This is a genomic window from Massilia sp. FBCC-B171 (assembly GCF_059134155.1).
The window spans coordinates 4,347,217-4,369,685 of sequence record NZ_CP101443.1; the positions used below are offsets into that span (position 1 = coordinate 4,347,217).

General features: G+C 64.2%; 22 protein-coding genes. 5 read left to right on the plus strand and 17 right to left on the minus strand.

Features of this window, described 5'->3' with window-relative positions:
* Nucleotides 1–43: 43 nt before the first annotated feature.
* The 3 genes from NMB41_RS19680 to NMB41_RS19690 form a co-directional block, all read right to left on the minus strand.
* Nucleotides 44–1,219 carry an aminotransferase class I/II-fold pyridoxal phosphate-dependent enzyme gene (locus tag NMB41_RS19680; RefSeq protein ID WP_494379485.1) on the minus strand — a complete coding sequence of 392 codons (1,176 nt, stop codon included), beginning with the start codon at nucleotides 1,217–1,219 and terminating at the stop codon, nucleotides 44–46.
* A gap of 78 nt (nucleotides 1,220–1,297) precedes the next feature.
* Nucleotides 1,298–1,966, minus strand: coding sequence for an RES family NAD+ phosphorylase (locus NMB41_RS19685; RefSeq protein WP_494379486.1), 669 nt, complete (start codon nucleotides 1,964–1,966; stop codon nucleotides 1,298–1,300).
* The gene (locus NMB41_RS19690) at nucleotides 1,959–2,624 is read right to left on the minus strand and encodes a hypothetical protein (protein ID WP_494379487.1); all 666 of its coding nucleotides are present in this window, start codon (nucleotides 2,622–2,624) and stop codon (nucleotides 1,959–1,961) included. The genes NMB41_RS19685 and NMB41_RS19690 overlap by 8 nt, the downstream gene beginning before the upstream one ends.
* Before the next feature lie 237 nt (nucleotides 2,625–2,861).
* Here NMB41_RS19690 and NMB41_RS19695 point away from each other — a divergent pair, with 237 nt between their 5' ends.
* The 4 genes from NMB41_RS19695 (at nucleotide 2,862) to NMB41_RS19710 (ending at nucleotide 5,406) form a co-directional block, all read left to right on the plus strand.
* Entirely contained in the window at nucleotides 2,862–3,725 is an 864-nt protein-coding gene (locus NMB41_RS19695; protein WP_494379488.1) for a prepilin peptidase, read from the plus strand.
* A 4-nt stretch (nucleotides 3,726–3,729) separates the two neighbouring features.
* Nucleotides 3,730–4,377: a dephospho-CoA kinase gene (coaE, locus tag NMB41_RS19700; RefSeq protein ID WP_494379489.1), complete on the plus strand. Its 648-nt coding sequence runs from the start codon at nucleotides 3,730–3,732 to the stop codon at nucleotides 4,375–4,377.
* Between the two features lie 64 nt (nucleotides 4,378–4,441).
* Nucleotides 4,442–5,197: a cell division protein ZapD gene (gene zapD / locus NMB41_RS19705; protein ID WP_494379490.1), complete on the plus strand. Its 756-nt coding sequence runs from the start codon at nucleotides 4,442–4,444 to the stop codon at nucleotides 5,195–5,197.
* A gap of 17 nt (nucleotides 5,198–5,214) precedes the next feature.
* Entirely contained in the window at nucleotides 5,215–5,406 is a 192-nt protein-coding gene (locus tag NMB41_RS19710; protein ID WP_494379491.1) for a DNA gyrase inhibitor YacG, read from the plus strand.
* A 239-nt stretch (nucleotides 5,407–5,645) separates the two neighbouring features.
* Here NMB41_RS19710 and NMB41_RS19715 read toward each other — a convergent pair whose 3' ends face one another.
* The 5 genes from NMB41_RS19715 to secA form a co-directional block, all read right to left on the minus strand.
* Nucleotides 5,646–6,947: a D-amino acid dehydrogenase gene (locus NMB41_RS19715; protein WP_494379492.1), complete on the minus strand. Its 1,302-nt coding sequence runs from the start codon at nucleotides 6,945–6,947 to the stop codon at nucleotides 5,646–5,648.
* Nucleotides 6,948–6,956: 9 nt separating this feature from the next.
* Complete coding sequence (locus NMB41_RS19720) at nucleotides 6,957–7,391, minus strand: NUDIX domain-containing protein (RefSeq protein ID WP_494379493.1); 435 nt, start codon at nucleotides 7,389–7,391, stop codon at nucleotides 6,957–6,959.
* 226 nt (nucleotides 7,392–7,617) lie between these two features.
* A complete protein-coding gene (locus NMB41_RS19725; protein ID WP_494379494.1) occupies nucleotides 7,618–8,508 on the minus strand; it encodes an ATP-binding protein in 891 nt (296 codons plus the stop codon).
* A gap of 7 nt (nucleotides 8,509–8,515) precedes the next feature.
* Nucleotides 8,516–9,754 (minus strand): bifunctional glutamate N-acetyltransferase/amino-acid acetyltransferase ArgJ, encoded by a 1,239-nt coding sequence (gene argJ, locus NMB41_RS19730; protein WP_494379495.1) that lies wholly within the window; start codon nucleotides 9,752–9,754, stop codon nucleotides 8,516–8,518.
* A 253-nt stretch (nucleotides 9,755–10,007) separates the two neighbouring features.
* Nucleotides 10,008–12,788, minus strand: coding sequence for a preprotein translocase subunit SecA (gene secA, locus NMB41_RS19735; RefSeq protein ID WP_494379496.1), 2,781 nt, complete (start codon nucleotides 12,786–12,788; stop codon nucleotides 10,008–10,010).
* A gap of 254 nt (nucleotides 12,789–13,042) precedes the next feature.
* On the opposite strand from secA, the gene NMB41_RS19740 reads away from it, so the two are divergent.
* A complete protein-coding gene (locus tag NMB41_RS19740) occupies nucleotides 13,043–13,513 on the plus strand; it encodes a DciA family protein (protein WP_494379497.1) in 471 nt (156 codons plus the stop codon).
* Between the two features lie 95 nt (nucleotides 13,514–13,608).
* Here NMB41_RS19740 and lpxC read toward each other — a convergent pair whose 3' ends face one another.
* From lpxC to murC, 9 genes are all read right to left on the minus strand, one after another.
* A complete protein-coding gene (gene lpxC / locus NMB41_RS19745; RefSeq protein ID WP_494379498.1) occupies nucleotides 13,609–14,544 on the minus strand; it encodes a UDP-3-O-acyl-N-acetylglucosamine deacetylase in 936 nt (311 codons plus the stop codon).
* Between the two features lie 71 nt (nucleotides 14,545–14,615).
* Nucleotides 14,616–15,458 carry a DMT family transporter gene (locus tag NMB41_RS19750; RefSeq protein WP_494382875.1) on the minus strand — a complete coding sequence of 281 codons (843 nt, stop codon included), beginning with the start codon at nucleotides 15,456–15,458 and terminating at the stop codon, nucleotides 14,616–14,618.
* 35 nt (nucleotides 15,459–15,493) lie between these two features.
* A complete protein-coding gene (locus NMB41_RS19755; protein ID WP_494379499.1) occupies nucleotides 15,494–15,940 on the minus strand; it encodes a GNAT family N-acetyltransferase in 447 nt (148 codons plus the stop codon).
* A 58-nt stretch (nucleotides 15,941–15,998) separates the two neighbouring features.
* Nucleotides 15,999–16,505, minus strand: a complete 507-nt coding sequence (locus NMB41_RS19760) for a peroxiredoxin (RefSeq protein ID WP_494379500.1) — start codon at nucleotides 16,503–16,505, stop codon at nucleotides 15,999–16,001.
* Nucleotides 16,506–16,689: 184 nt separating this feature from the next.
* Complete coding sequence (ftsZ, locus tag NMB41_RS19765) at nucleotides 16,690–17,886, minus strand: cell division protein FtsZ (RefSeq protein ID WP_494379501.1); 1,197 nt, start codon at nucleotides 17,884–17,886, stop codon at nucleotides 16,690–16,692.
* Nucleotides 17,887–18,034: 148 nt separating this feature from the next.
* A complete protein-coding gene (gene ftsA, locus NMB41_RS19770) occupies nucleotides 18,035–19,267 on the minus strand; it encodes a cell division protein FtsA (RefSeq protein ID WP_494379502.1) in 1,233 nt (410 codons plus the stop codon).
* A gap of 11 nt (nucleotides 19,268–19,278) precedes the next feature.
* A complete protein-coding gene (locus NMB41_RS19775) occupies nucleotides 19,279–20,103 on the minus strand; it encodes a cell division protein FtsQ/DivIB (protein WP_494379503.1) in 825 nt (274 codons plus the stop codon).
* 3 nt (nucleotides 20,104–20,106) lie between these two features.
* The gene (locus NMB41_RS19780) at nucleotides 20,107–21,063 is read right to left on the minus strand and encodes a D-alanine--D-alanine ligase (RefSeq protein ID WP_494379504.1); all 957 of its coding nucleotides are present in this window, start codon (nucleotides 21,061–21,063) and stop codon (nucleotides 20,107–20,109) included.
* Nucleotides 21,060–22,466 (minus strand): UDP-N-acetylmuramate--L-alanine ligase, encoded by a 1,407-nt coding sequence (murC, locus tag NMB41_RS19785; protein ID WP_494379505.1) that lies wholly within the window; start codon nucleotides 22,464–22,466, stop codon nucleotides 21,060–21,062. Before murC ends, NMB41_RS19780 begins: the two co-directional genes overlap by 4 nt.
* Nucleotides 22,467–22,469 lie beyond the last annotated feature (3 nt).

The window sequence follows — 22,469 nt, forward strand, 5'->3', positions numbered from 1 at the left end:
AGCATTGTAATGCGTAAATAAAACGGGGGCGACCCGTTTGACGTCAGCGCGCCACATCCTTCATGAAGATTCCGAGCCGCCTGAGCGCTTCTTTCAGGTGCCCGGCGCTGGCCGCATACGACAGGCGCACGTAACGGTCCGCGCCGCAACGGCCGAAGTCCTTGCCCGGCGTGAGCGCGACGTGCGCTTCCTCCAGCACGCGCTCGCAGAACTCCCATGCGCTCAGGCCCGTCGCGCCGACATCGATGTAGACGTAGAAGGCGCCATCCGGCGGCACCGGAACCGGCAGGCCGATACCGGCCAGGCCCTTTAACACCAGTTCCCGGCGACGTCCGAATTCGACCCGCCGCTCTTCGCAGACCGCCAGCGAGGCCGGCGTGAAGCAGGCCAGCGCCGCCTGCTGCGACAGGTGCGAGGCGCAAATATAGTAGTTCTGGGCCAGGCGCTCCATGGTCGGCACCAGTTCTTCCGGCACGACGGCCCAGCCGAGGCGCCAGCCCGTCATGCCGAAATACTTCGAAAAACTGTTGATGACGATGGCGCCATCGTCGACAGCCAGCACCGTCTGCGGCGGCCTGCCCGCGGCATCGCGGTCGCCCAGGTTCAGGTAGATCTCGTCGACGATGCGCCAGGCGCCCTGCTCGCGCGCCCAGTCGCAGATGGCGCGCAGCTCGCCCGGCGGCACCGAGGTGCCGGTCGGATTCGAGGGCGTCGCGATCATCAGCCCTTGGGTGGCCGCCGTCCAGTTGGCGCGCACGCTATCGACACTTAACTGGAACCGGCTGGCGGCATCGGTGCCGACCAGCTTGACCTGGGCGCCGAAGCTGCTCAGGAACTGGCGGTTGCAGGGATAGGAAGGGTCGCCCACGATTACTTCGTCGCCGGCATCGACCAGCGCGGCGGTTACCAGTAGCAGCGCGGCGGACGCGCCGGCGGTGACGATGATCCGGTTCGGAGAAATCGCGATGCCATGCTCGCGCAGGTAGAAACCGGCGATCGCCTCGCGCAAGGCCGCCGTACCGAGCGCGCCGGTATACGGCAACGGGCCGCCGACGGCCGTGCGCGCCGCTTCCAGCACGGCGGGCGGCGGGCCGAAATCGGGCTCTCCCAGGTTGAGCTTGATGACCTTAATGCCTTGCGCTTCCAGCGCGGCGGCGCGCTTGCCGAATTCCATGGCGAAGAAGGGGGCGACCGACTGGGCGCGTTGTGAAATTTTCATGGTGCTCGTTCGATAGTGGCGGCTGGTTCTGACGATTCTATAGGTCCCGCGCCGGCAGCACAGCAAACGACGCCATTCTCAGCTCCTGCCCGGCACGATATCCACCCCGATCTGCTCGGCCAGCGCCAGCAGCTCGCCATACGCCACCGGATCACTGAGCAGGCTGCGCGTCGGCGCGCCGGGGCTCAAGACCCCGTCCGCGATCCGGTCGCCAAACAGGACCACCGCCAGCGCACTGTTGTCCTGGCGCGAAATCCAGCACAGGCCCTGCACTGCCGGGAACTGCGCGTGGATCGCCACGGCCCATTGCCGCGTGACCGGATACTGGTCCTTTTCGGTATCGATCAGGCTGTTGCGCGGGACGCCGAGCTTGCGCAAGGCCTTGCTGCCGAGGTCGGCCAGCAGCAGGTCGCGGCCTGCGCTGAACTGCGAATGCCCTTGCCCGGCGAGCTTGCCCTTGTCCCAGGACTTGAAGCCGGCGGCAAACGGCACGTCGTGGAACACGCTTTCCATTGCGGCGCAGGCGAACGTGGAACCGCCGTAGAGCGTGGGAATGGGCGTGCCGCCGGCATCGGCGATGGGACTGAAACGCGCGTTGCCCCTGAGGCCGGGATTGAACTGGACCGCGCCATAGTCGAGGTGATGGACGCGGTGGATGGTCAATCCCTTCGGCCAGCGGGTGGTCGTGATGTGCAGCGTGGGCGGTGGCAGGGCTGCGTCCGGCCTCTCGGCCGAAGCCTTAACCATGCAGCACGCCTTCGCATTCGTCGGCGGCGGCGGCGATCACGCGCTCGGGCGCGAGGGCGAACAGCTCGCGCGGCGTTTTTCCGCCGAGGTAGCTGTTGGTGGACATGAACCAGTAGGCCAGGCCCCAGCTGTCTTTCATGTCGCCGAAGGTCTTGATGAGCTGCGCGAGCGGCTTGCGCGGGCGGTAGCCGGCCTGGGGGTCGAGTCCGTAGCTGGGAAAATAGTCGATGCCGTTGTGGCGGATGGCGAAGATGGCGCCGTCGCGCTTCCATTTGTTGGGCTGGGCGCTGGGGTTGCTGGCGCTGAAATTCGCTGCCGAGGCGATCTCGGCCGCCGTCATCCAGTCGCCGCTGTCGATGACGGCGGTGCGGGCGCGCGCCAGCATGGCCGCTTCCTTGAGTTCGTTGGGCGTGGGCGGCACCTTCGGCACCAGTGCGTCGACGATCGCTTCGAGCGATTCGCGGTGGTGCTTGCCGACGATGGTTTTGACGAGGTCGGCGATGCTGGCAAAGGTTTGCGCCATCGCAGCCGCTTCGCGCGGCGTGGCGTGGGCGATGCTCACTGCCACCACCTGTTCGGCAGCCGATCCGTCCAGACCCCTGCTGACCTCTCCAGGCTTGCCGGCAAGGGTAGAAATACCGGGGACTCCGTATTCCATGACGCGCATGCTGCCTCCTGCTGAGATTAGATTGGGTTGGACGAATTCATAATAACCCATATAACCAGCTTGTGCCAGCGCGGGTACTGGCGTCAATCAAAGCTGGCTTGGAAGCCTGCACTAACAACAAACCTGGCAGCAGACTAGCCTGCAACGCAAGCTTCCTTCGCAAAATCACCCGAAACCCCCTAAAATAGGTTGTTCTACGGAACCATTTATCACTTTCGGAAGCCTGCATTGGAAACTTTACTTTTCGCCGCACCGGGCCTGCTCGGTCCTACCCTGGTTGCCGGCCTGCTGGGCCTGTTAGTCGGCAGTTTCCTCAACGTGGTGATCCACCGCATCCCGAAGATGATGCAGCGCGAGTCCGACAATTATGTGGCCCATGAAAGCGGCAAGGAATTGCCGCACACCGAGCGCTACAACCTGATGGTCCCGCGCTCGGCCTGTCCGCATTGCGGGCACCAGATCACGGCCATGGAAAACATCCCCGTCGTCAGCTGGCTCGCCCTGCGCGGCAAGTGCAGCCAGTGCAAGGCGCCGATCTCGGCGCGCTACCCGGCGATCGAACTGCTGACCGGCGCCCTGTCGGCCTTGCTCATCTGGAAATTCGGCAGCGGCGTGGCCGGCATGGCGACCCTGCTGTTCGCCTGGCTGCTGGTCGCGATGACCTTCATCGACGTTGACACCCAGCTGCTGCCGGACGACCTGACCTTCCCCCTGCTGTGGGCCGGCCTGCTCGTCAACCTGAACGGCACCTTCGTGCCGCTGCAGGACGCCGTCATCGGCGCAGCCGCCGGCTACCTGGTGCTGTGGGCCGTGTACTGGATCTTCAAGCTCGCAACCGGCAAGGAAGGCATGGGCTATGGCGACTTCAAGCTGCTGGCCGCCCTGGGCGCCTGGCTCGGCTGGGCCATGCTGCCAACGATCATCCTGCTGTCCTCGGTGGTGGGCGCCCTGGTGGGCATCAGCCTGATCGTGTTCGCCCGCCGCGGGCGCGACAAGCCGATTCCCTTCGGCCCTTACCTGGCCGCCGCCGGCATGATCGCCCTGCTCTACGGCGAGCAGATCGGCGGCATTTTCCAGGGCGTCTTCGGATAAGCACATGGAACCAGGCCAGACACCTGCATTTTCCGTCGGCCTGACCGGCGGCATCGGCTGCGGCAAGACGACGGTGGCCGACATGTTCGGCGCGCTCGGCGCTTCGCTGGTCGACACCGACGCCATCGCCCACGCCCTCACCGCGCCGCACGGGGCCGCCATGCCGGCCCTGGTTGCCGAATTCGGCGCGGATTTCGCGACGCCCGACGGCGCCCTCGACCGCGCGAAGATGCGCGAGCTGGTGTTTGCCGACCCCGGCGCCCGCGCGCGCCTGGAAGCGATCCTGCATCCGCGCATCCGGGAAGCGACCGCGGCGGCAGCGGCGATCGCCACCGGTCCCTACGTGATCTTCGTGGTGCCGCTCCTGATCGAGTCCGGCAGCTGGCGCGAGCGCGTCACGCGCGTGCTGGCGATCGACTGCCCGGAGGAGACGCAAGTCGCGCGCGTGATGGCACGCAATAACCTGTCGGAATCCCAGGTACGCGCCATCATGGCGGCCCAGGTGACACGCGCACAGCGCCTCGCCGCGGCAGACGATGTCGTGCTCAACGACGACGGTTTGGCCGCTTTACAGCCCCAGGTCGAGCGCCTGCACGCGTTTTATCTGGCCGAAAGCCAGCGCCTGGCCGCTTCAACGATGAACGGTTTGTAATTTTGCTCCGCATGGTTCAGAATCACGGAGTTGCTCGCCAGCCCACATTCAGGGGAATGTCACTTTGATCGTCTACGAATATCCTTTCAACGAGCGCATTCGTACTTTGTTGCGGCTGGAAGACCTGTACGAGAAATTCAAGTTTTTCGTACGGCAGGAACATCCCATGCAGCACCACGTCGCGCTCTCGACGATCTTCGACATGCTGGAAGTGGCCGGCCGCGCCGACCTGAAATCCGACCTGCTGCAGGAACTCGAACGCCAGAAGCAAAGCCTGCTGGCCTACCGCAGCAACCCGAACGTCGCGCCCGAAGCGCTGGACGCCATCCTTGCCGAACTCGACCAGGTCAGCAGCGCCCTCGCGGCCAGCCAGGGCAAGACCGGCCAGAACGTGCGCGACAATGAATGGCTGATGAGCATCCGCGGCCGCACCATCATCCCCGGCGGCGCCTGCGAATTCGACCTGCCCTCCTATTACGCCTGGCAGAAACGTCCGTTCGAGCAGCGCTACGCCGAGATCATGGGCTGGTTCGGCCCGTTGACGCCGCTGTGCGATGCGCTGGCCCTGGTGCTGCGCCTGCTGCGCGATTCGGGACGCCCGACCAGGATGGTCGCCACCTCCGGCAGCTACCAGCAAATGCTGCAAGGAAAGGTCTACCACATGCTGCGCCTGGGCCTGGACGAGACGCTCGGCGCGATTCCCGAGATCTCGGCCAACAAATATATGCTGTGGGTGCGTTTTACCACCCAGGGCGGCGACCTGAAGCCCAAGTCGCTGGAAGAAGACGTTCCCTTCGAGCTCACCCTCTGTAATTTTTAACGTTCCAAAGTACCGCCATGACCGTTGTAGCCTGCCCCACCTGCGCCAGGAAAGTCGAATGGACCCCGGAAAACAAATTCCGTCCCTTCTGCTCCGAGCGCTGCAAACAAATCGACCTGGGCGCCTGGGCCGAAGAGAAATACACCATTCCGGGTGCTGCGCCAAACGAGCTGCAGGACAATCCGCTGAACGACGAAGACAAGCACTGACCTGGCCCCCACTGATTTACCGTAGGGTGGGCACTCCGTGCCCACGCGGACATTCGCGCCGTGTCAGCCGGTGAACGCGGCCATCAAACCAGCACACCACATACGCTATCGCGGATCATCCAGACCCGTCTCCATTGTGCCGCGGGCGTGGCCGCGGCGTAGCAAACATGACGCGACGATCCGCGTGGGCACGGGGTGCCCACCCTACAACGGCGATCGGTCCACAGGTTTCGGACGGATTACGCGGTGACCGTAATCCCGCCCGGCACCAGCACCGGTTTGTTGCGGCGCCCGTAGCGGTCCATGAACAGGCCTTCCAGGCCGATCTCCGGCTGGCGGCCCGAGACGATGTCGGCCAGCACGCGGCCGGAACCGCAGGCCATGGTCCAGCCCAGGGTGCCGTGGCCGGTGTTCAGGAACAGGTTGCGGTAAGGCGTCGGACCGACGACCGGGGTGCCGTCCGGCGTCATCGGGCGCAGGCCGCACCAGAACTCGGCCTTGCTGACGTCGCCGCCGCGCGGGAACAGGTCGGTCACCGAATGCTCCAGCGTGTCGCGGCGCGCCTGGTGCAGGGTCAGGTCGTAGCCCGCCAGTTCGGCCGTGCCGCCGACGCGGATGCGGTCGCCCAGGCGCGTGATTGCCACCTTGTAGGTTTCGTCCATGATGGTCGATTCCGGGGCGCCGGCGGCGTCGGTGATCGGCACCGTGATCGAATAGCCCTTCACCGGATAGACCGGGATGTGGATGCCGATCTGTTTCAGCACGAAGGGCGAATAGCTGCCCAGCGCCAGCACGAAGGAATCGGCCTTCAGCTCGCCTTGCGAGGTCACCACGCCGGTGACCTTGTCGCCTTCGATGGAGAGGCGCTTGATCTCGACTCCGTGGCGGAACTTCACGCCCAGTTCTTTCGCCATCTCGGCCAGCTTCTGGGTGAACTTGAAGCAGTCGCCGGTCTCGTCGTTCGGCAGCAGCAGGCCGCCGAGGAACTTGCCGCGCACATTGGCCAGCGCCGGTTCATAGGCTTCGCAGCCGGCCGGATCGAGCACTTTATAGGGCACGCCATACTGCTCGAGCACGGCGATGTCGGTGGCGGCGCCATCGAGCTGCTTCTGGGTGCGGAACAGCTGCAGGGTGCCCTGGCTGCGCTCGTCATAACTAATACCGGTGTCGGCGCGCAGCTGGACCAGCACGTCGCGGCTGTACTCGGCCAGGCGCACCATGCGGCCCTTGTTGATGGCGTAGCTCTTGTGATTGCAGTTGGCCAGCATCGAGAGCATCCACCGCCACTGGTTCGGATCGAGTTTCGGGCGCACCACCAGCGGGCTGTGCTGCATCATCAGCCACTTGACGGCCTTGGCCGGCACGCCGGGGCCGGCCCACGGGGATGCATAGCCGGGCGAGATTTCGCCGGCGTTGCCATAACTCGTTTCCATGCCGGCGGCCGGCTGGCGGTCGACGACCGTGACGTCGTGCCCTGCCTGGGCCAGGTAATACGCCGTGGTGGTGCCGATGACACCACTACCCAAGACGATGATTTTCACAGGGATCCTTCAACAGATTGGTTGACTGCTTTCTTGCCCCGCATAGCGCAGCTGATCGAGCCAGGCGAGCAGGGGGATGGTTGCGGGCAGCAGCGGGGTAAGGCCGACTGTCCCTTGCCACGCAAAGGCCTGGCCTTCCAGGCTTTGCGGTTCGCCGCGCCAGTCGCGGCTGATATAAAAATGGAGCCGCACATGGGCGTGCTCGTAGACGTGTTCGACGCAGCACCACTGCTCGGCACTCTGGATCTGGACGCCCAGTTCCTCGACGAATTCGCGCTGCAGGGCGGCAAAGATCGCCTCGCCCGCTTCGACTTTACCGCCGGGGAATTCCCAGTAGCCCGCATAGGGCTTGCCGGCCGGGCGCTGGCCGAGCAGCACGTCGCCGTTCGCGCGCATCAAGATGCCGACCGCCACATCGATCGGCCGGGGAGTGACTTCCTGCATGGCGGGTCCGTCCGGAAAATCCGATATTGTACGCCAGGCTGATGCTTAAAGCATGGGCAGCGTCGCTGTGTGCGATACAAAAAGGAGAGTGGGAATAACTCAAATGCATAGACCGGTTGAACGCGTGGGCGGGAAACCCGCCCACCCTACATCCTGCTAACTATGTATCGTGGCTTCAAGCGGAGGGACGTAGGGTGGGCGGGTCTCCCGCCCACGCGGTGATAGGTCAAGCTGGATCAGCCGCGCCTGGAAGCTTGCCCGCGAAATCCTTGGCGAACTGCCACGCCACGCGCCCGGAACGCGAGCCGCGCCCCAAGGCCCATTGCAGCGCCTCGCCGCGCGCTGCCTCGATCTGCTCCGACGTGCAGCCAAAACTAGCCAGCCAGTGCGCCACGATTCCCAGGTAGTCGTCCTGCCGGAACGGATAAAACGACAGCCACAAGCCAAAGCGCTCGGACAGCGAAATCTTCTCTTCCACCGCTTCTCCCGGATGCAGCTCGCCGTCGTCGCCGTGTTTGTAGCCGGTGTTGTCCGCCATCTTCTCGGGCATCAGGTGGCGCCGGTTCGAGGTGGCGTAGATCAGCACATTGTCGGACTGGGTCGCGATGCTGCCGTCGAGCGCCACCTTCAGCGCCTTGTAGCCGGCCTCCCCCTCCTCGAACGAGAGGTCGTCGCAAAAGATCACGAAGCGTTCGGGACGGCTGGCGACCAGGTCGACGATGTCGGGCAGGTCGGCGAGATCGGCCTTGTCGACTTCGATCAGGCGCAGGCCCTGGCCGGCAAAACCGTTCAGGCAAGCCTTGATCAGCGAGGATTTGCCGGTGCCGCGCGCGCCCGTCAGCAGCACGTTGTTGGCCGGCCGGCGCGCCACGAACTGGCGCGTGTTCTGCTCCAGCTGCGCTTTTTGCGCCTCGACGTGCTGCAAGTCCTCGAAGCGGATGGTGGATGCATGCAGCACCGGCTGCAGGTAATTGCCGCCGCCGCTGGCACGGCGGCGCCAGCGGAAGGCGGTCGCCCGCTTCCAGTCCGGCTCGCGGCCGGACGCCGGCGGCAGGATCGCCTCGACCCGCGCCAGCAGGCTTTCGGCGCGGTGCAGGAACTGTTCGAGCGGCGTCATGCGAACTTTACGAGCGGTAGTCGGCGTTGATGCTGACGTAGTCGTGCGACAGGTCGCAGGTCCACACCGTAGCGCTCGCGTCGCCGCGGCCAAGGGTCACGCGCACCAGGATCTCGGCCTGCTTCATGACGCGCTGGCCATCGGCTTCCTGGTAAGCCGGATTGCGTCCGCCCGCTTTTGCCACCAGCACCTCGTCCAGGTAGAGGTCGAGTTTGGTGACGTCGAGGTCGTCGACGCCGGCATAGCCGACGGCGGCCAGGATGCGGCCCAGGTTCGGGTCGGAAGCGAAGAAGGCGGTTTTTACCAGCGGCGAGTGGGCGATCGCATAGGCGATCTTGCGGCACTCTTCCAGGGTTTTACCCTCTTCCACCGTGATGGTGATGAACTTGGTCGCGCCTTCGCCGTCGCGGATGATCTGCTGCGCCAGGTTGCGCGAGATGTCGGTAACTGCTTCCTTCAGGGCTTCGTAATCCGGACCGGACGCTTCGTTCACGGCCAGGCTGCCGGCGCCGGTGGCAATCAGCATGAAAGAGTCGTTGGTCGAGGTGTCGCCGTCGATCGTGATGCTGTTAAACGACCGGTCGGCCGCGTACTTCACCAGTTCGTCGAGCACCGGCTGCGCCACTTTTGCATCGAAGGCCAGGTAGCCCAGCATGGTCGCCATGTTCGGCTTGATCATGCCGGCGCCCTTGCTGATGCCGGTCATGGTGACGGTGTGGCCGCCGATGCTCACCGTGCGCGACGCCGCTTTCGGCTGGGTGTCGGTGGTCATGATCGCTTCGGCGGCGTTGAACCAGTTGTCCTCCGTGAGGTTGGCCACCGCGGCCGGCAGGCCGGCGACGATCTTCGCCACCGGCAGCGGCTCGAGGATCACGCCGGTCGAAAACGGCAGCACCTGCTGCGCGTCGCAGCCGAGCAGCTTGGCCACTTCGGCGCAGGTGGCCTGCGCATTGGCCAGGCCCGGCTCGCCCGTGCCGGCATTGGCGTTGCCGGTGTTGACCACCAGCGCGCGGATCGGCTTGCCACCGCTCTGGACCGCTGCCAGGTTGGCCTTGCTGACCTGCACCGGCGCGGCGCAGAAGCGGTTCAGGGTGAACACGCCGGCGACGGTCGCGCCTTCGGCGAGGCGCATGACCAGCACGTCCTTGCGGTTGGGCTTCTTGATGCCGGCTTGGGCAAAGCCGATCTCGATACCGGCGACTGGTTTCAGGTCGGCGGCGACAGGCAGGGGGGAATTCACGGCCATGGTGGTCTCAGTGGAAAGATTTCGAATCCGATATTGTACTGCGCCCCGCCCCGTGGGTGCGCGCCAAGAAAACCTGGGGTCAGGTCTGACATTCGGACACGACCTCTGCCTTGCTTGGTTTTGTATGGTTGAGGCCGTGTCCAGATGTCAGACCTGACCCCGGCATCCGACGTGAGTGCGCTCCCCAAGAACACCTGAACAGCTTAAAAAAAAGGCGCCCCGCAGGGCGCCTCTTCGACTCATGACAACCGGCTTACGCCAGCTTGCCGTGACAAGCCTTGAACTTCTTGCCGCTGCCGCAAGGGCATGGATCGTTGCGGCCGACCTTCACACCCATGTAGGTGCTGTGGTCTTCGCCCGTGACCGGCGTGGTGCCCGGATTGGCGACCGGCGCCAGCAACTCTTCGGGCGCAGCCGACGGATTGAAGTCGGCGTGCTGGTAGTTGATGTTTTCCAGGTGCGCCTGCTGCGCCGCCATGGCCGCTTCCGCCGCCTCGACTTCTTCGCGCGACTGGATACGGACCGTCATCACGGTGCGAATGACTTCGTTCTTGATCTGGTCGAGCATGCTGCCGAACAGCTCGAAGGCTTCGCGCTTGTATTCCTGCTTCGGGTTCTTCTGCGCATAGCCGCGCAGGTGGATACCCTGGCGCAGGTGGTCGAGCGCCGCCAGGTGTTCGCGCCAGTGGGTGTCGACGCTCTGCAGCATGACGTTGCGCTCGAAGCCGCCGAAGGAATCCTTGCCGACGACGTCGATCTTGGCGTTGTACGAAGCGTCGGCCGCGGCCAGCACCTTTTCCAGGATGTCGTCGTCGTTCAGGTTCGGCTCGTCGACCAGCATCTGCTCGAGCGGCAGGTCCAGCGCCCATTCGGAGGCCAGGGTCGACTGCAGCGACTTGATGTCCCACTGCTCTTCGACCGATTCGGCCGGCACGTGCGCGCGCACGACGTCGGTATAGGTGCCGGCGCGCAGCGATGCGATCAGTTCCGAAATGTCGGCCGCTTCCAGCAACTCGTTACGCTGGGTGTAGATCACCTTGCGCTGGTCGTTGGCGACGTCGTCGTATTCAAGCAATTGCTTCCTGACGTCGAAGTTGCGCGCTTCGACCTTGCGCTGGGCGGTTTCGATCGAACGGGTGACGATGCCCGCCTCGATCGGCTCGCCTTCCGGCATTTTCAGGCGTTCCATGATGGCGCGCACGCGGTCGCCCGCGAAGATGCGCAGCAGCGTGTCGTCCAGGCACAGGTAGAAGCGGGACGAGCCCGGGTCGCCCTGGCGGCCCGAACGGCCGCGCAGCTGGTTGTCGACGCGGCGCGATTCGTGGCGCTCGGTGCCGACGATGTGCAGGCCGCCAGCGTTCACGACGTGGTCGTGCAGAGATTGCCATTCGTCGCGCAGCTGCTGCGACTGAGACGCTTTGTCCGCTTCCGACAGCGTGTCGTTCGCTTCGATGATCTGGATCTGCTTCTCGACGTTGCCACCCAGGACGATGTCGGTACCGCGGCCGGCCATGTTGGTCGCGATGGTGATCATCTTCGGGCGTCCCGCCTGGGCGATGATTTCCGCTTCACGGGCGTGCTGCTTGGCGTTCAGGACGTTGTGCGGCAGGCCGGCCTTGGTAAGGATGCCGGACAGCAGTTCCGAGTTCTCGATCGAGGTGGTGCCGACGAGCACAGGCTGGCCGCGCTCGTAGCAATCCTGGATGTCGATCAGCATCGCGTTGTACTTTTCCTGCGCCGACTTGTACACCTGGTCCTGGCGGTCCTTGCGCTGCGAAGGACGGTTCGGCGGAATGACGACGGTCTCGAGGCCGTAGATTTCCTGGAATTCGTAGGCTTCGGTATCCGCCGTACCGGTCATGCCGGACAGCTTGGCGTACATGCGGAAGTAGTTCTGGAAGGTGATCGAGGCCAGGGTCTGGTTCTCGTTCTGGATGCGCACGCCTTCCTTGGCTTCGACAGCCTGGTGCAGGCCGTCGGACCAGCGGCGGCCCGTCATCAGGCGGCCGGTGAATTCGTCGACGATCACGACTTCGTTGTTCTGCACCACGTAGTGCTGGTCCTTGTGGTACAGGACATGGGCGCGCAGCGCCGCATACAGGTGGTGGATCAGCGTGATGTTGGCCGCGTCGTACAGCGAGGCGCCTTCCGGCAGCAAGCCCATTTTCGTGAGGATGGCTTCGGCGTTCTCGTGGCCCGCCTCGGTCAGCAGCACGGTGTGCGCTTTCTCGTCCTTGATGTAGTCGCCCGGGACTTCGATGACGCCCTTGCCGTCCGAGGTCTCTTCGCCGACCTGCAGGATGAGCTGCGGCGGCACTTCGTTGATGCTGTGGTACAGGTCGGTATGGTTTTCGGCCTGGCCAGAAATAATTAACGGCGTCCGCGCTTCATCGATCAGGATCGAGTCGACCTCGTCGACCACGGCGAAGTTCAGGCCGCGCTGCACGCGTTCGCGCGCTTCGTAGACCATGTTGTCGCGCAGGTAGTCGAAACCGAATTCGTTGTTCGTACCGTAGGTGATGTCGGAACCGTAGGCGCCCTGCTTGGTGCCATGGTCCATCTGCGACAGGTTCACGCCCGTGGTCAAGCCGAGCCAGCCGTACAGGCGGCCCATCGAGTCGGCGTCGCGCTGTGCCAGGTAATCGTTGACGGTAATGACGTGCACGCCCTTGCCGGACAGCGCATTCAGGTAGACCGGCAGGGTTGCCATCAGGGTCTTGCCTTCGCCCGTGCCCATCTCTGCGATCTTGCCTTCGTGCAGGACCATGCCGCCGATCATCTGGACATCGAAGTGGCGCATCTTGAGGACGCGCTTGGCCGCTTCGCGGCAGACGGCGAAGGCTTCCGGCAGGATGGCGTCGAGCGTTTCGCCCTTGGCGACGCGGTCCTTGAATTCGGGGGTCTTGGCCTGGAGGTCGGCGTCGGACAGCGCTTCCATCTGCGGCTCGAGCGCGTTGATCTGACGCACGGTTTTTTGATATTGCTTGAGCAGCCGCTGGTTGCGGCTACCGAAAATCTGGGTCAGTAATGACATGCTAAGTTTCTTAAAAAGACGCCGCAAAAAGAGCCAGGGGTGATATCAAACGAGATACCTACTCAAGACCGACGGTGGCATAAAGCGAGTGATTTTATCATGCGATGCGGCCACACTTGGGGATGATAGGCATGATAACAAGTGTCATGCGCGAAAGAATGTTGTCAAATTGCCTTGCCCGGCAGCGAATGGCGCGTCCTTGGGGTGCTTATGGTATGTTGCGGCCTTGTAGTCCATACTTTTTCCCTCCCCCGATGCATATCTACGGCACCCGCAACCGCAACACCTCGTTTGGCGTCACGGACTTCCTGCGCGCAAACGACCGCATGGCCAGCCTGCTGCCGACCGCCATGCGCATGGCCGACCTGCAGCGCGACGTCGGGGTTGCCCTGCCGGCCATTGGGGACAATTGCGACGTGCTCTCCTTTCAGGATGGCTTGCTGATCCTTGCCGTGCCGAGCTCGGCTGTGGCTGCGCGCCTGAAGCAGAACTTGCCGAAGTTGCAAAGTGTTCTATCGGCGCGCGGCTGGCAGGTGACGATGCTGCGCCTGAAAGTGCAAGTCACGCGCGCCATGCCGCCGCAGGTGCAAACGCGCGTGCTGGAACTGCCGCCGACGGCGGTCGACGCATTCGAGGAGCTGGGGGATAGTTTGGCGGATACGCCGCAGAATGCGGCGCTGGTGGCGGCGGTCAAACGATTGGCGGCGAAGCGCCGCGGCGGTTAACACCGCGACGCCGAGCGGAGGGACGTAGGGTGGGCGGGTTCCCCGCCCAACCTACGGGTATGCCAGACGCGTCGCAGGTTTAGAAAAACCCGAAATTACGTCTGCGCCCATTCCTGGCGCATCTGCTTCAGATACGACGCCGGCGCCCCTTCCGCCCCATCGAAGGACACGATCTCGTACGCATCCGGCTGCGCCAGCAAGGCGCGCAGCAGGTCGTTGTTCAGCGCATGCCCCGATTTGTGCGCCTCGTAGGCCGCCAGCAAGGGATGCCCGATCAGGTACAAGTCGCCGATCGCGTCTAAAATCTTGTGGCGCACGAATTCATCGTCGTAGCGCAGGCCGTCCGCGTTCAGGATGCGGTATTCGTCCATCACGATCGCGTTTTCCAGCGAACCGCCACGGGCCAGGCCCATGCCGCGCAGGCTTTCCACGTCCTGCATGAAGCCGAAGGTGCGTGCGCGCGCCACGTCGTGCACATAGGACACGTGGGCGAAATCGACCGTGGCGTTCTGCATCGTGCCGTCCACCGCCGGGTGGTTGAATTCAATGAAGAAATCGAGCTTGAAGCCGTCGTGGGGTTTCAAACGCGCCCACTTTTCGTTGTTGCCACTGCCATGGCGCACTTCGATTTCTTTTAATACGCGAATAAATTTCTTCGGCGCTGACTGGTCCTGCACGCCGGCTTGCTGCAGCAGGAACACGAAGGACGAAGCCGAGCCGTCCATGATCGGGATTTCCTCGGCCGTGACTTCGATGTACAGGTTGTCGATTCCGAGGCCGGCGCAGGCCGACATCACGTGTTCGACGGTCGAGACGCGCGCCCCGCCCTTGATCAGCACCGAGGCCATGCGCGTGTCGCCCACGACTTCGGCGCTCGACGGGAATTCGACGACCGGGTCGAGGTCGACGCGGCGGAACACGATGCCGGTATCGACCGCGGCCGGGCGCAGCGTCAGTTCGACCTTGCGGCCCGAGTGCAGACCGACGCCGACCGTGCGCACCAGTTCTTTGATGGTTCGTTGTTTGAGCATGGAACGATTATATCGCCGCTTGAAAATCGGTGCCGGGCTCGGCCCTTGCAGGACAGCAACTCAGCCTTGGCTCAGGGATGTTCCGATTCGACGTGCACCTTCTCGTGCCGAATCAAATAAATGCCGCTGCCGATGATGATCGCCGCACCCACCAGCGTGTACTGGTCGGGCAGCGCCTGCCACAGCAGCCAGTCGATCGCCACGCCCCAGGCCAGCGCCGAATATTCGAAGGGCGCGACCACCGAAGCTTCGCCGTGGCTGAAGGCCTCGGTGATCGCCAGCTGGCCGAAAAAGCCGGAGATGGCCAGGCCGACCAGCAGCCACACATGGGCCGGGTCGAGCGCGACCCAGTTCGGCGCGGCCAGGGTGGTGGCGCCGATCGACATCAGGAGCATCAGCCAGAACATCATCTGGCGCGTACTGTCGGTGCGGGCCTGGACCCGCGCGGCGATCGCCGAGATGGCGTAGCAGACCGCCGAACCGAGAATCGCCAGCCCGCCCAGGGTCAGCATCCCCTCGCCTTCCGGGCGCAGCACGACCAGCACGCCGCCCAGGCCGACGAAGATCGCGATCCAGCGCGCCAGGTTGACGGTCTCTTTCAGGAAGAATACCGACATCGCCGTGATCAGGGCCGGCGCGATGAAGAAGATCGAATAGGCTTCGGCCAGGCTCAGCTTTTTCAGCCCGAAGGCGAACAGCGACAGCATGGCAATGCCGAGCCCACCGCGCAGCAGGTGCAGCGGCCAGCGCACGCGCAGCATGGTGCCGAAGCCGCCGCGCCAGGCGACATAGGCGCACACCAGCGGCAGGGAGGAGAGCGAACGCAGGGCCGCTACCTGCATCGACGGATAATGCGCGGCGAGCAGCTTCATGGCCGTGTCCATCAGCGAGAACATGAAGACGGCGATCAGCATCGCGTAGATGCTGCGCAGGTTGCCGGTGACACCACTCACAGGCGCTTTTCCATGCAGATGTCGTCCGCACCGATGGCGCCGTCGTAGGGCGCGCAGCGGGTGAAGCCGAAGCGCTCGTACAAGGCGATCGCTTCAAGCTGGCGCGTTCCGGTGGTGAGTTTCAGTTCGTGCACCCCGGCCGCCAGCGCGTGCAGCGCCAGCTGGTCGAGCAGCGCGCCGCCTATGCCCTGCCCGCGCGCGAGCGCATCGACGACCATGCATTTGACTTCGCCATAGCCCTCACGCCGCTTCAGCGCGATGCAACCCACGGCCCGGCCGGCGTCATCGCGTGCGACGAGAAAGCGCGCGTCCGGCTGCTGGAAAGCGGCGAGCGGCAGCGGCGCATGGGCGGATGCGGGATACAGGGCGGTGTGCAGCGCACGCAGCTGCGCGAGCAAGGCAGCCACCTCAGGTTGGTCGGGGGATTCGGGTTCGATATGCATGGGCGTACAGAAGAAAAACGGCGCCGCAGCGCCGTTGGGGTAAAACAAAGCCGGAAGATCAGCCCAGTTGCGACAGCATCGTTTCGGCATTCGACACGTCGAAGCTGCCGCCCTGCTCCACGTTCAGCTGGGTGACGACGCCGTCCTCGACCAGCATCGAGTAGCGCTGCGAGCGCGTGCCCATGCCGTGCTTCGAGAAGTCGGCGTCCAGGCCGAGGGCCTTGGAGAACGCGGCGTTACCGTCGGCCATCATGCGCACGATGCCGGTCGATTTCTGTTCGCGGCCCCAGGCGCCCATGACGAAGGCGTCGTTCACCGAGATGCACCAGATTTCGTCGACGCCCTTGGCCTTCAGTGCATCGGCGTTCTGGACATAGCCCGGCACGTGCTTGGCCGAGCAGGTCGGCGTGAAGGCGCCTGGCAGGCCGAAGATCGCGATCTTCTTGCCCTTGGCCAGTTCGGTGACCTGGAAGGTATTCGGACCGAGCGCGCAGCCTTCGGTTTCGGTTTCGATGAATTCGGCCAGGGTGCCTTCCGGCAGGCGGTCGCCAATCTTGATGGTCATGATGTCTTCCTCAGATGTTGTTTTGGAATCCCGCCAGTATGCCTGATGCGCCGCCGGCTTGCACGGGGTGGACCAGATCAGCATGCCGCTGACCCGTAGGGTATATCGCACACGTTCTGTAGACATAAAAAAACCGGGACCGGAGCAATGCTCCGATCCCGGCTTTTTACTCAAGCCTTTAAGCTTAGTCGGCTTGCTTGCGCAGGAAGGCCGGAATGTCGTAGGTCTCGACGCCATTGCGCTGCATTGCCTGCACCTGCTCCGATGCCTGCTCGCGGCGCCACACGGCTGGCTGCTTCATGCCGGCGTCGCCGCCGACGCTGGCCTGGCCCATGGTGACGCCGGCGGTGACGGCGGCGGTACCGGCCATCATCGGCGCGTTGTAGGTACCGGTGCGCAGCACCTGCTGTGGCTGCACCAGCTGCATCTTCTTGGCTTTGCCCAGGCCCGTCGCCACGACCGTCACGCGGATCTCGTCGCCCATTGCGTCGTCGTAGGCGATGCCTTGCGCGATCGATGCGTCGGGAGCGGCGAAGGCGCGCACGGCGGCCATGACTTCCTTGATTTCCTTACCCTTCAGGCCACGGCTTGCGGTGACGTTCACCAGCACGCCCTTGGCGCCCGACAGGTCGATACCGTCGAGCAGCGGCGAAGCGACTGCCTGTTCGGCGGCCAGGCGCGCACGGTCCACGCCCGACGCGGTCGCGGTGCCCATCATGGCCTTGCCCTGCTCGCTCATGATGGTCTTCACGTCGTTGAAGTCGACGTTGATGTGACCCGGCACGTTGATGATCTCGGCGATACCGGCAACCGCGTTGTTCAGGACGTCGTCGGCATGCTTCATCCAGTCGAGCATCGATTCATCTTCGTAGATGTCTTCCAGCTTTTCGTTGAGGATGATGATCAGCGAGTCGACGTGCTTGGACAGTTCTTCCAGGCCCGCTTCGGCGATGTCCATGCACTTCTGGCCTTCGTACGAGAACGGCTTCGAGACCACGGCCACCGTCAGGGCGCCCATCGTCTTGGCCACTTCGGCCACGATCGGTGCGGCGCCGGTGCCGGTGCCGCCGCCCATGCCGGCCGCGATGAAGACCATGTGCGCGCCGCGCAGGGAATCTTCGATACGCGAACGGGTCTGCTCGGCCAGTTGGCGGCCGACTTCAGGACGCATGCCTGCACCCAGGCCCGACTCGCCGATCTGGATGATGTTGTGCGCACCCGAAACCGCGAGCGCCTGGGCATCGGTGTTGGCGGCGATGAACTCCACGCCGGACACACCTTTGTTGATCATGTGCTGCACCGCGTTGCCGCCTGCACCGCCCACGCCGACGACCTTGATCACCGTTCCCAGTGCTGCGTTATCGACCATATCGAACTCCATGATGTGACTCCTAATTTTCAAAGTGCTATATCCATGCACCAAACCTCACAAGGTTATCAGGCCTAGCGCATGGATACTGCTTAGTATTATAAAAAATATGTGTTTTGTATCGAATCGAAGACGCTAATTTGAGTCTGCTGCTTGCTGCTTAGAAATTCCCCAAGAACCATTCCTTCATACGCTGCCACACCGCCTTTACCGAGCCATCCTGCCTAGTCACGATGTGGCCCCGCAAATACTGTTTTTTCGCTTCCAATAACAGGCCGAGCACCGTCGCGTAGCGTGGGCTGCGCACGACGTCGGCCAGCTGGCCGCGATAATCCGGCGTGCCGAGGCGCGTCGGTTTCAGGAACATGTCTTCCGCCATCTCGATCATCCCCGGCATCATCGAGGTGCCGCCGGTGAGCACGATGCCCGACGAGAGCACGCCCTCGTAGCCGGACTCGCGCACCACCTGGTGCACCATCGCGAACAGCTCTTCGACGCGCGGCTCGATGACGGCGGCCAGCGCCTGGCGCGAGAGCGAACGCGGACCGCGGTCGCCCAGGCCCGGCACCTCCAGGGTCTCGCCCGGATCGGCCAGCACCTGCTTGGCCACGCCGTAGCGCAGCTTGATTTCTTCGGCTTCGCCAGTCGGCGTGCGCAGCGCCATCGCGATGTCGCTGGTGATCTGGTCGCCGGCGATCGGGATCACGGCCGTGTGGCGGATCGCACCGTCGCTGAACACGGCGATGTCGGTCGTGCCGCCGCCGATGTCGATCAGGACCACGCCGAGTTCCTTCTCGTCGTTCGTCAGCACCGCGTCGGCCGAAGCCATCGGCTGCAGGATCAGGTCCGACACTTCCAGGCCGCAGCGGCGCACGCACTTGACGATGTTCTGCACCGCCGACACCGCACCGGTGACGATGTGCACGCGCACTTCCAGGCGGATGCCGCTCATGCCGATCGGCTCGCGCACGTCTTCCTGGTTGTCGACGATGAACTCCTGCGGCACCGTGTGCAGCAACTGCTGGTCGGTCGGGATGTTGACCGCCTTGGCCGTCTCGATCACACGCGCCACGTCGGTCTGCGTGACTTCCTTGTCCTTGATCGCCACCATGCCGCTCGAATTGAAGGAGCGGATATGGCTGCCGGCGATGCCCGCATAGACATTCCGAATCTTGCAGTCGGCCATCAGCTCGGCCTCCTCGAGCGCGCGCTGGATCGATTCGACGGTGGCCTCGATGTTGACCACAACGCCTTTCTTCAATCCCTTCGACTCGTGCTGACCGAGGCCGATGACCTCGTGGCGTCCGTCGGACATCACCTCGGCCACGACCGCCACCACCTTCGAGGTGCCGATGTCGAGACCGACGATCAGGTTTTTCGCGTCTTTTGTCATTGCTCGCCTGCTTAGATGTTCTTTGTTGTCTTGTTAGTGGGAGGTTTCTTTTTCTTCGCCGCGGCCTTCACAGGCTTGGTGGCATCCGCCGGCACACTCAAGGCCGCGGAGGACAGCGCCAGCCCGTTCGGGTAGCGCATGTCGATCGTATCGATGCGGCCTTCCTGCAGCCGGGCGACCAGCTGCGGGTAGACCCCGACCAGGCGCTGCACGCGTGCCTTGACGGAATGCTTGTCGTGCTCGCGGCCGAGCTCCACGCTCATGCCGTTGTCCAGCTTGACGGTCCAGGCGTAGCGCGAGGACAGCGCCAGTTCCTGCGGCACCAGTTTTACAGGCGCGAACCAGGAGCGCAGTTCGGAAAAGCGCGCCAGCACGTCCTTCTCGCTGCCGACAGGCCCGACAAAGGCAGGCAGCTCGTGGTCGTCGTCGGCCTCGGCGAGGTTGGCGGTGAAGACATCGCCCTTCACCGACAGCAGGCGTCCCTCGCCCCAGGTCCCGAGCGCTTCGTGCTCTTCCACTTCCACGATCAGGCCATTCGGCCATTCGCGGCGCACCGTTGCGCGGCGCACCCAGGGCACGGCTTCGAAAGTCGTGCGCACCTGCTCCAGGTCCGTGGTGAAGAAATTCCCGCGGATCTTGCCAAGCACGCTGTTCCGGACCGTCAGTTCGTTCACATGCTTCAGGTCGAGGCGGTAGATGCTCTCGACCCGCACTTCGCGCAGGGTGAACATCGGCCGCTGCGACAACCACCACACCCCCGTCGCGATACCGGCAAGCAGCGTCGCCGCCAGCATCGTGCTGGCCGTGGCGTTGAGGGCGCGTGCGTCATGCCACATCGTTCAGCCTTGTGCCTTTACCATCTTGCAGCGCGCCGAGCGCAGGATCTCGATGCACAGGTCTTCATAGCTGATCCCTTCGGCGCGCGCGGCCATCGGCACCAGCGAGTGGCTGGTCATGCCCGGCGACGTATTCACCTCCAACAGGAAGGGGCGCATGTCGCTCTCGCGCACCAGCACGTCGACCCGGCCCCAGCCTTCGCAGCCGAGCGCGCGGTAGGCGTCGACCGCGTGCTTCTGGATCTCGGCGGTCAATGCGGCGTCCAGCTTGGCCGGGCAGTGGTACTGGGTGTCGTCCGTAAAATACTTGTTCTGGTAGTCGTAATTGCCTTCCGGCGCCACGATCTCGACGATCGGCAGTGCGCGTGCATGCTTGCCGGAGCCGAGCACCGCAACCGTGAACTCGCGGCCGGTGACGAATTCCTCGGCCAGCACGGTCTCGTCAAAACCCAGGGCCAGCGCGACGGCGGCCTCGAACTGCTCGGCCGCTTCCACTTTCGTGATGCCGATGGTCGAGCCTTCGAGTGGCGGCTTGACGATCAGCGGCAGGCCGAGGTCCTGCACGATCGCGTCGAGGTCGTCGTCCGGGGTGACGGTGGCGTAGCGCGGGGTCGGGATGTTTTTCGACAGCCAGATGATCTTGGTCGTGATCTTGTCCATGCCGACCGACGAGGCCATGACGCCGCTGCCGGTGTAGGGAATGCCGAGCTGCTCGAGGGCGCCCTGCAGGCTGCCGTCTTCGCCGTAGCGGCCGTGCAGCGCGATGAAGACGCAGTCAAATTTTTCAGCGGCCAGTTCGGCCAGCGTCCGCTCGGCCGGGTCGAAAGCATGCGCGTCGATGCCGCGGCTTTTGAGGGCATGCAGCACGCCGGTGCCGGACATGATGGAAACGTCGCGCTCGGCCGAACGGCCGCCGAACAGCACGCCGACCTTGCCAAAATTGGTGATGGTGTCGCTCACGATGCACCCTTTTCAGAATTCAGTTGCTCAGTTAATTGACCGGGAACGCCGCTGATCGAGCCCGCGCCCATGGTCAGCACGACGTCGCCGTCCCGTACCGCCTGGAGAATCGCGGCGGGCATCTCGGCGATCGTTTCCACGAAAATCGGTTCGATCTTGCCGCCGGCGCGCAGCGAGCGCGCGAGGGCCCGGCCGTCGGCCGCGACGATCGGCGCTTCCCCTGCGGGATACACTTCCGACAGCAGCAGCACGTCCGGTGCGGAGAGGACCTTGACGAAGTCTTCGAACAGGTCGCGCGTGCGGCTGTAGCGGTGCGGCTGGAAGGCCAGCACCAGGCGCCGGCCCGGGTAGGCCGCGCGCGCCGCGGCGACCGTGACTTCGGTCTCGACCGGGTGGTGGCCGAAGTCGTCGACCAGGGTAAAGCTGCCGCCGCCTTCGAGCTTGACGTCGCCGTAACGCGTGAAGCGGCGGCCGACGCCGCGGAATTCGAGCAGGCCCTGCGCGGTGGCGGCGTCGTCGATGCCGATCTCGCGTGCGATCGCAATGGCCGAGCAGGCGTTCAGGACGTTGTGCATGCCCGGCTGGTTCAGCACGAATTTGGTGTCCGCATAGCCGTCCTGGCGCACCGTGAAATGCATGTGCACGCCCTCGGCGTAGGCGTCCAGGGCGCGCACTTGCGCGTCTTCCGAGAAGCCGTAAGTGGTGACCGGTTTGGTCACCTGCGGCAGGATCGAGCGCACGTGGCGGTCGTCGATGCACAGCATCACGCGGCCGTAGAACGGCAGGCGGTGGGTGAAGTGCACGAACGCGGCCTTCAGTTTTTCGAAGTCGTGCTCGTAGGTTTCCATGTGGTCGGCGTCGATGTTGGTGATCACTTCGATCATCGGCGACAGGTTGAGGAAGGAAGCATCCGACTCGTCGGCTTCGGCCACGATGTAGTCGCCGGTGCCGAGCTTCGCGTTCGCGCCGGCGCTGGTGAGCTTGCCGCCGATGACGAAGGTCGGATCCAGGCCACCCTGGGCCAGCACCGAGGCCACCAGGCTGGTGGTCGTGGTCTTGCCGTGGGTGCCGGCAATGGCGATGCCGCGCTTCAGGCGCATCAGTTCGCCCAGCATGATCGCGCGCGGCACCACCGGAATCTGCGCGCTGCGCGCGGCAATGACTTCAGGGTTCGCTTCGTTGACGGCGGTCGAGGTCACGACGGCGTCGGCGCCGAGGATGTGGTCGGCCGCGTGGCCGAGGTAGACGCGCGCGCCCAGGTCCTTCAGGCGGGCGCTGGCCACATTGCTGCCCAGGTCCGAGCCCGACACCTTATAGCCGAGGTTGAGCAGGACTTCGGCAATGCCGCTCATGCCGCTGCCACCGATGCCGACGAAGTGAATGTGTTTGATCTTGTGTTTCATTGT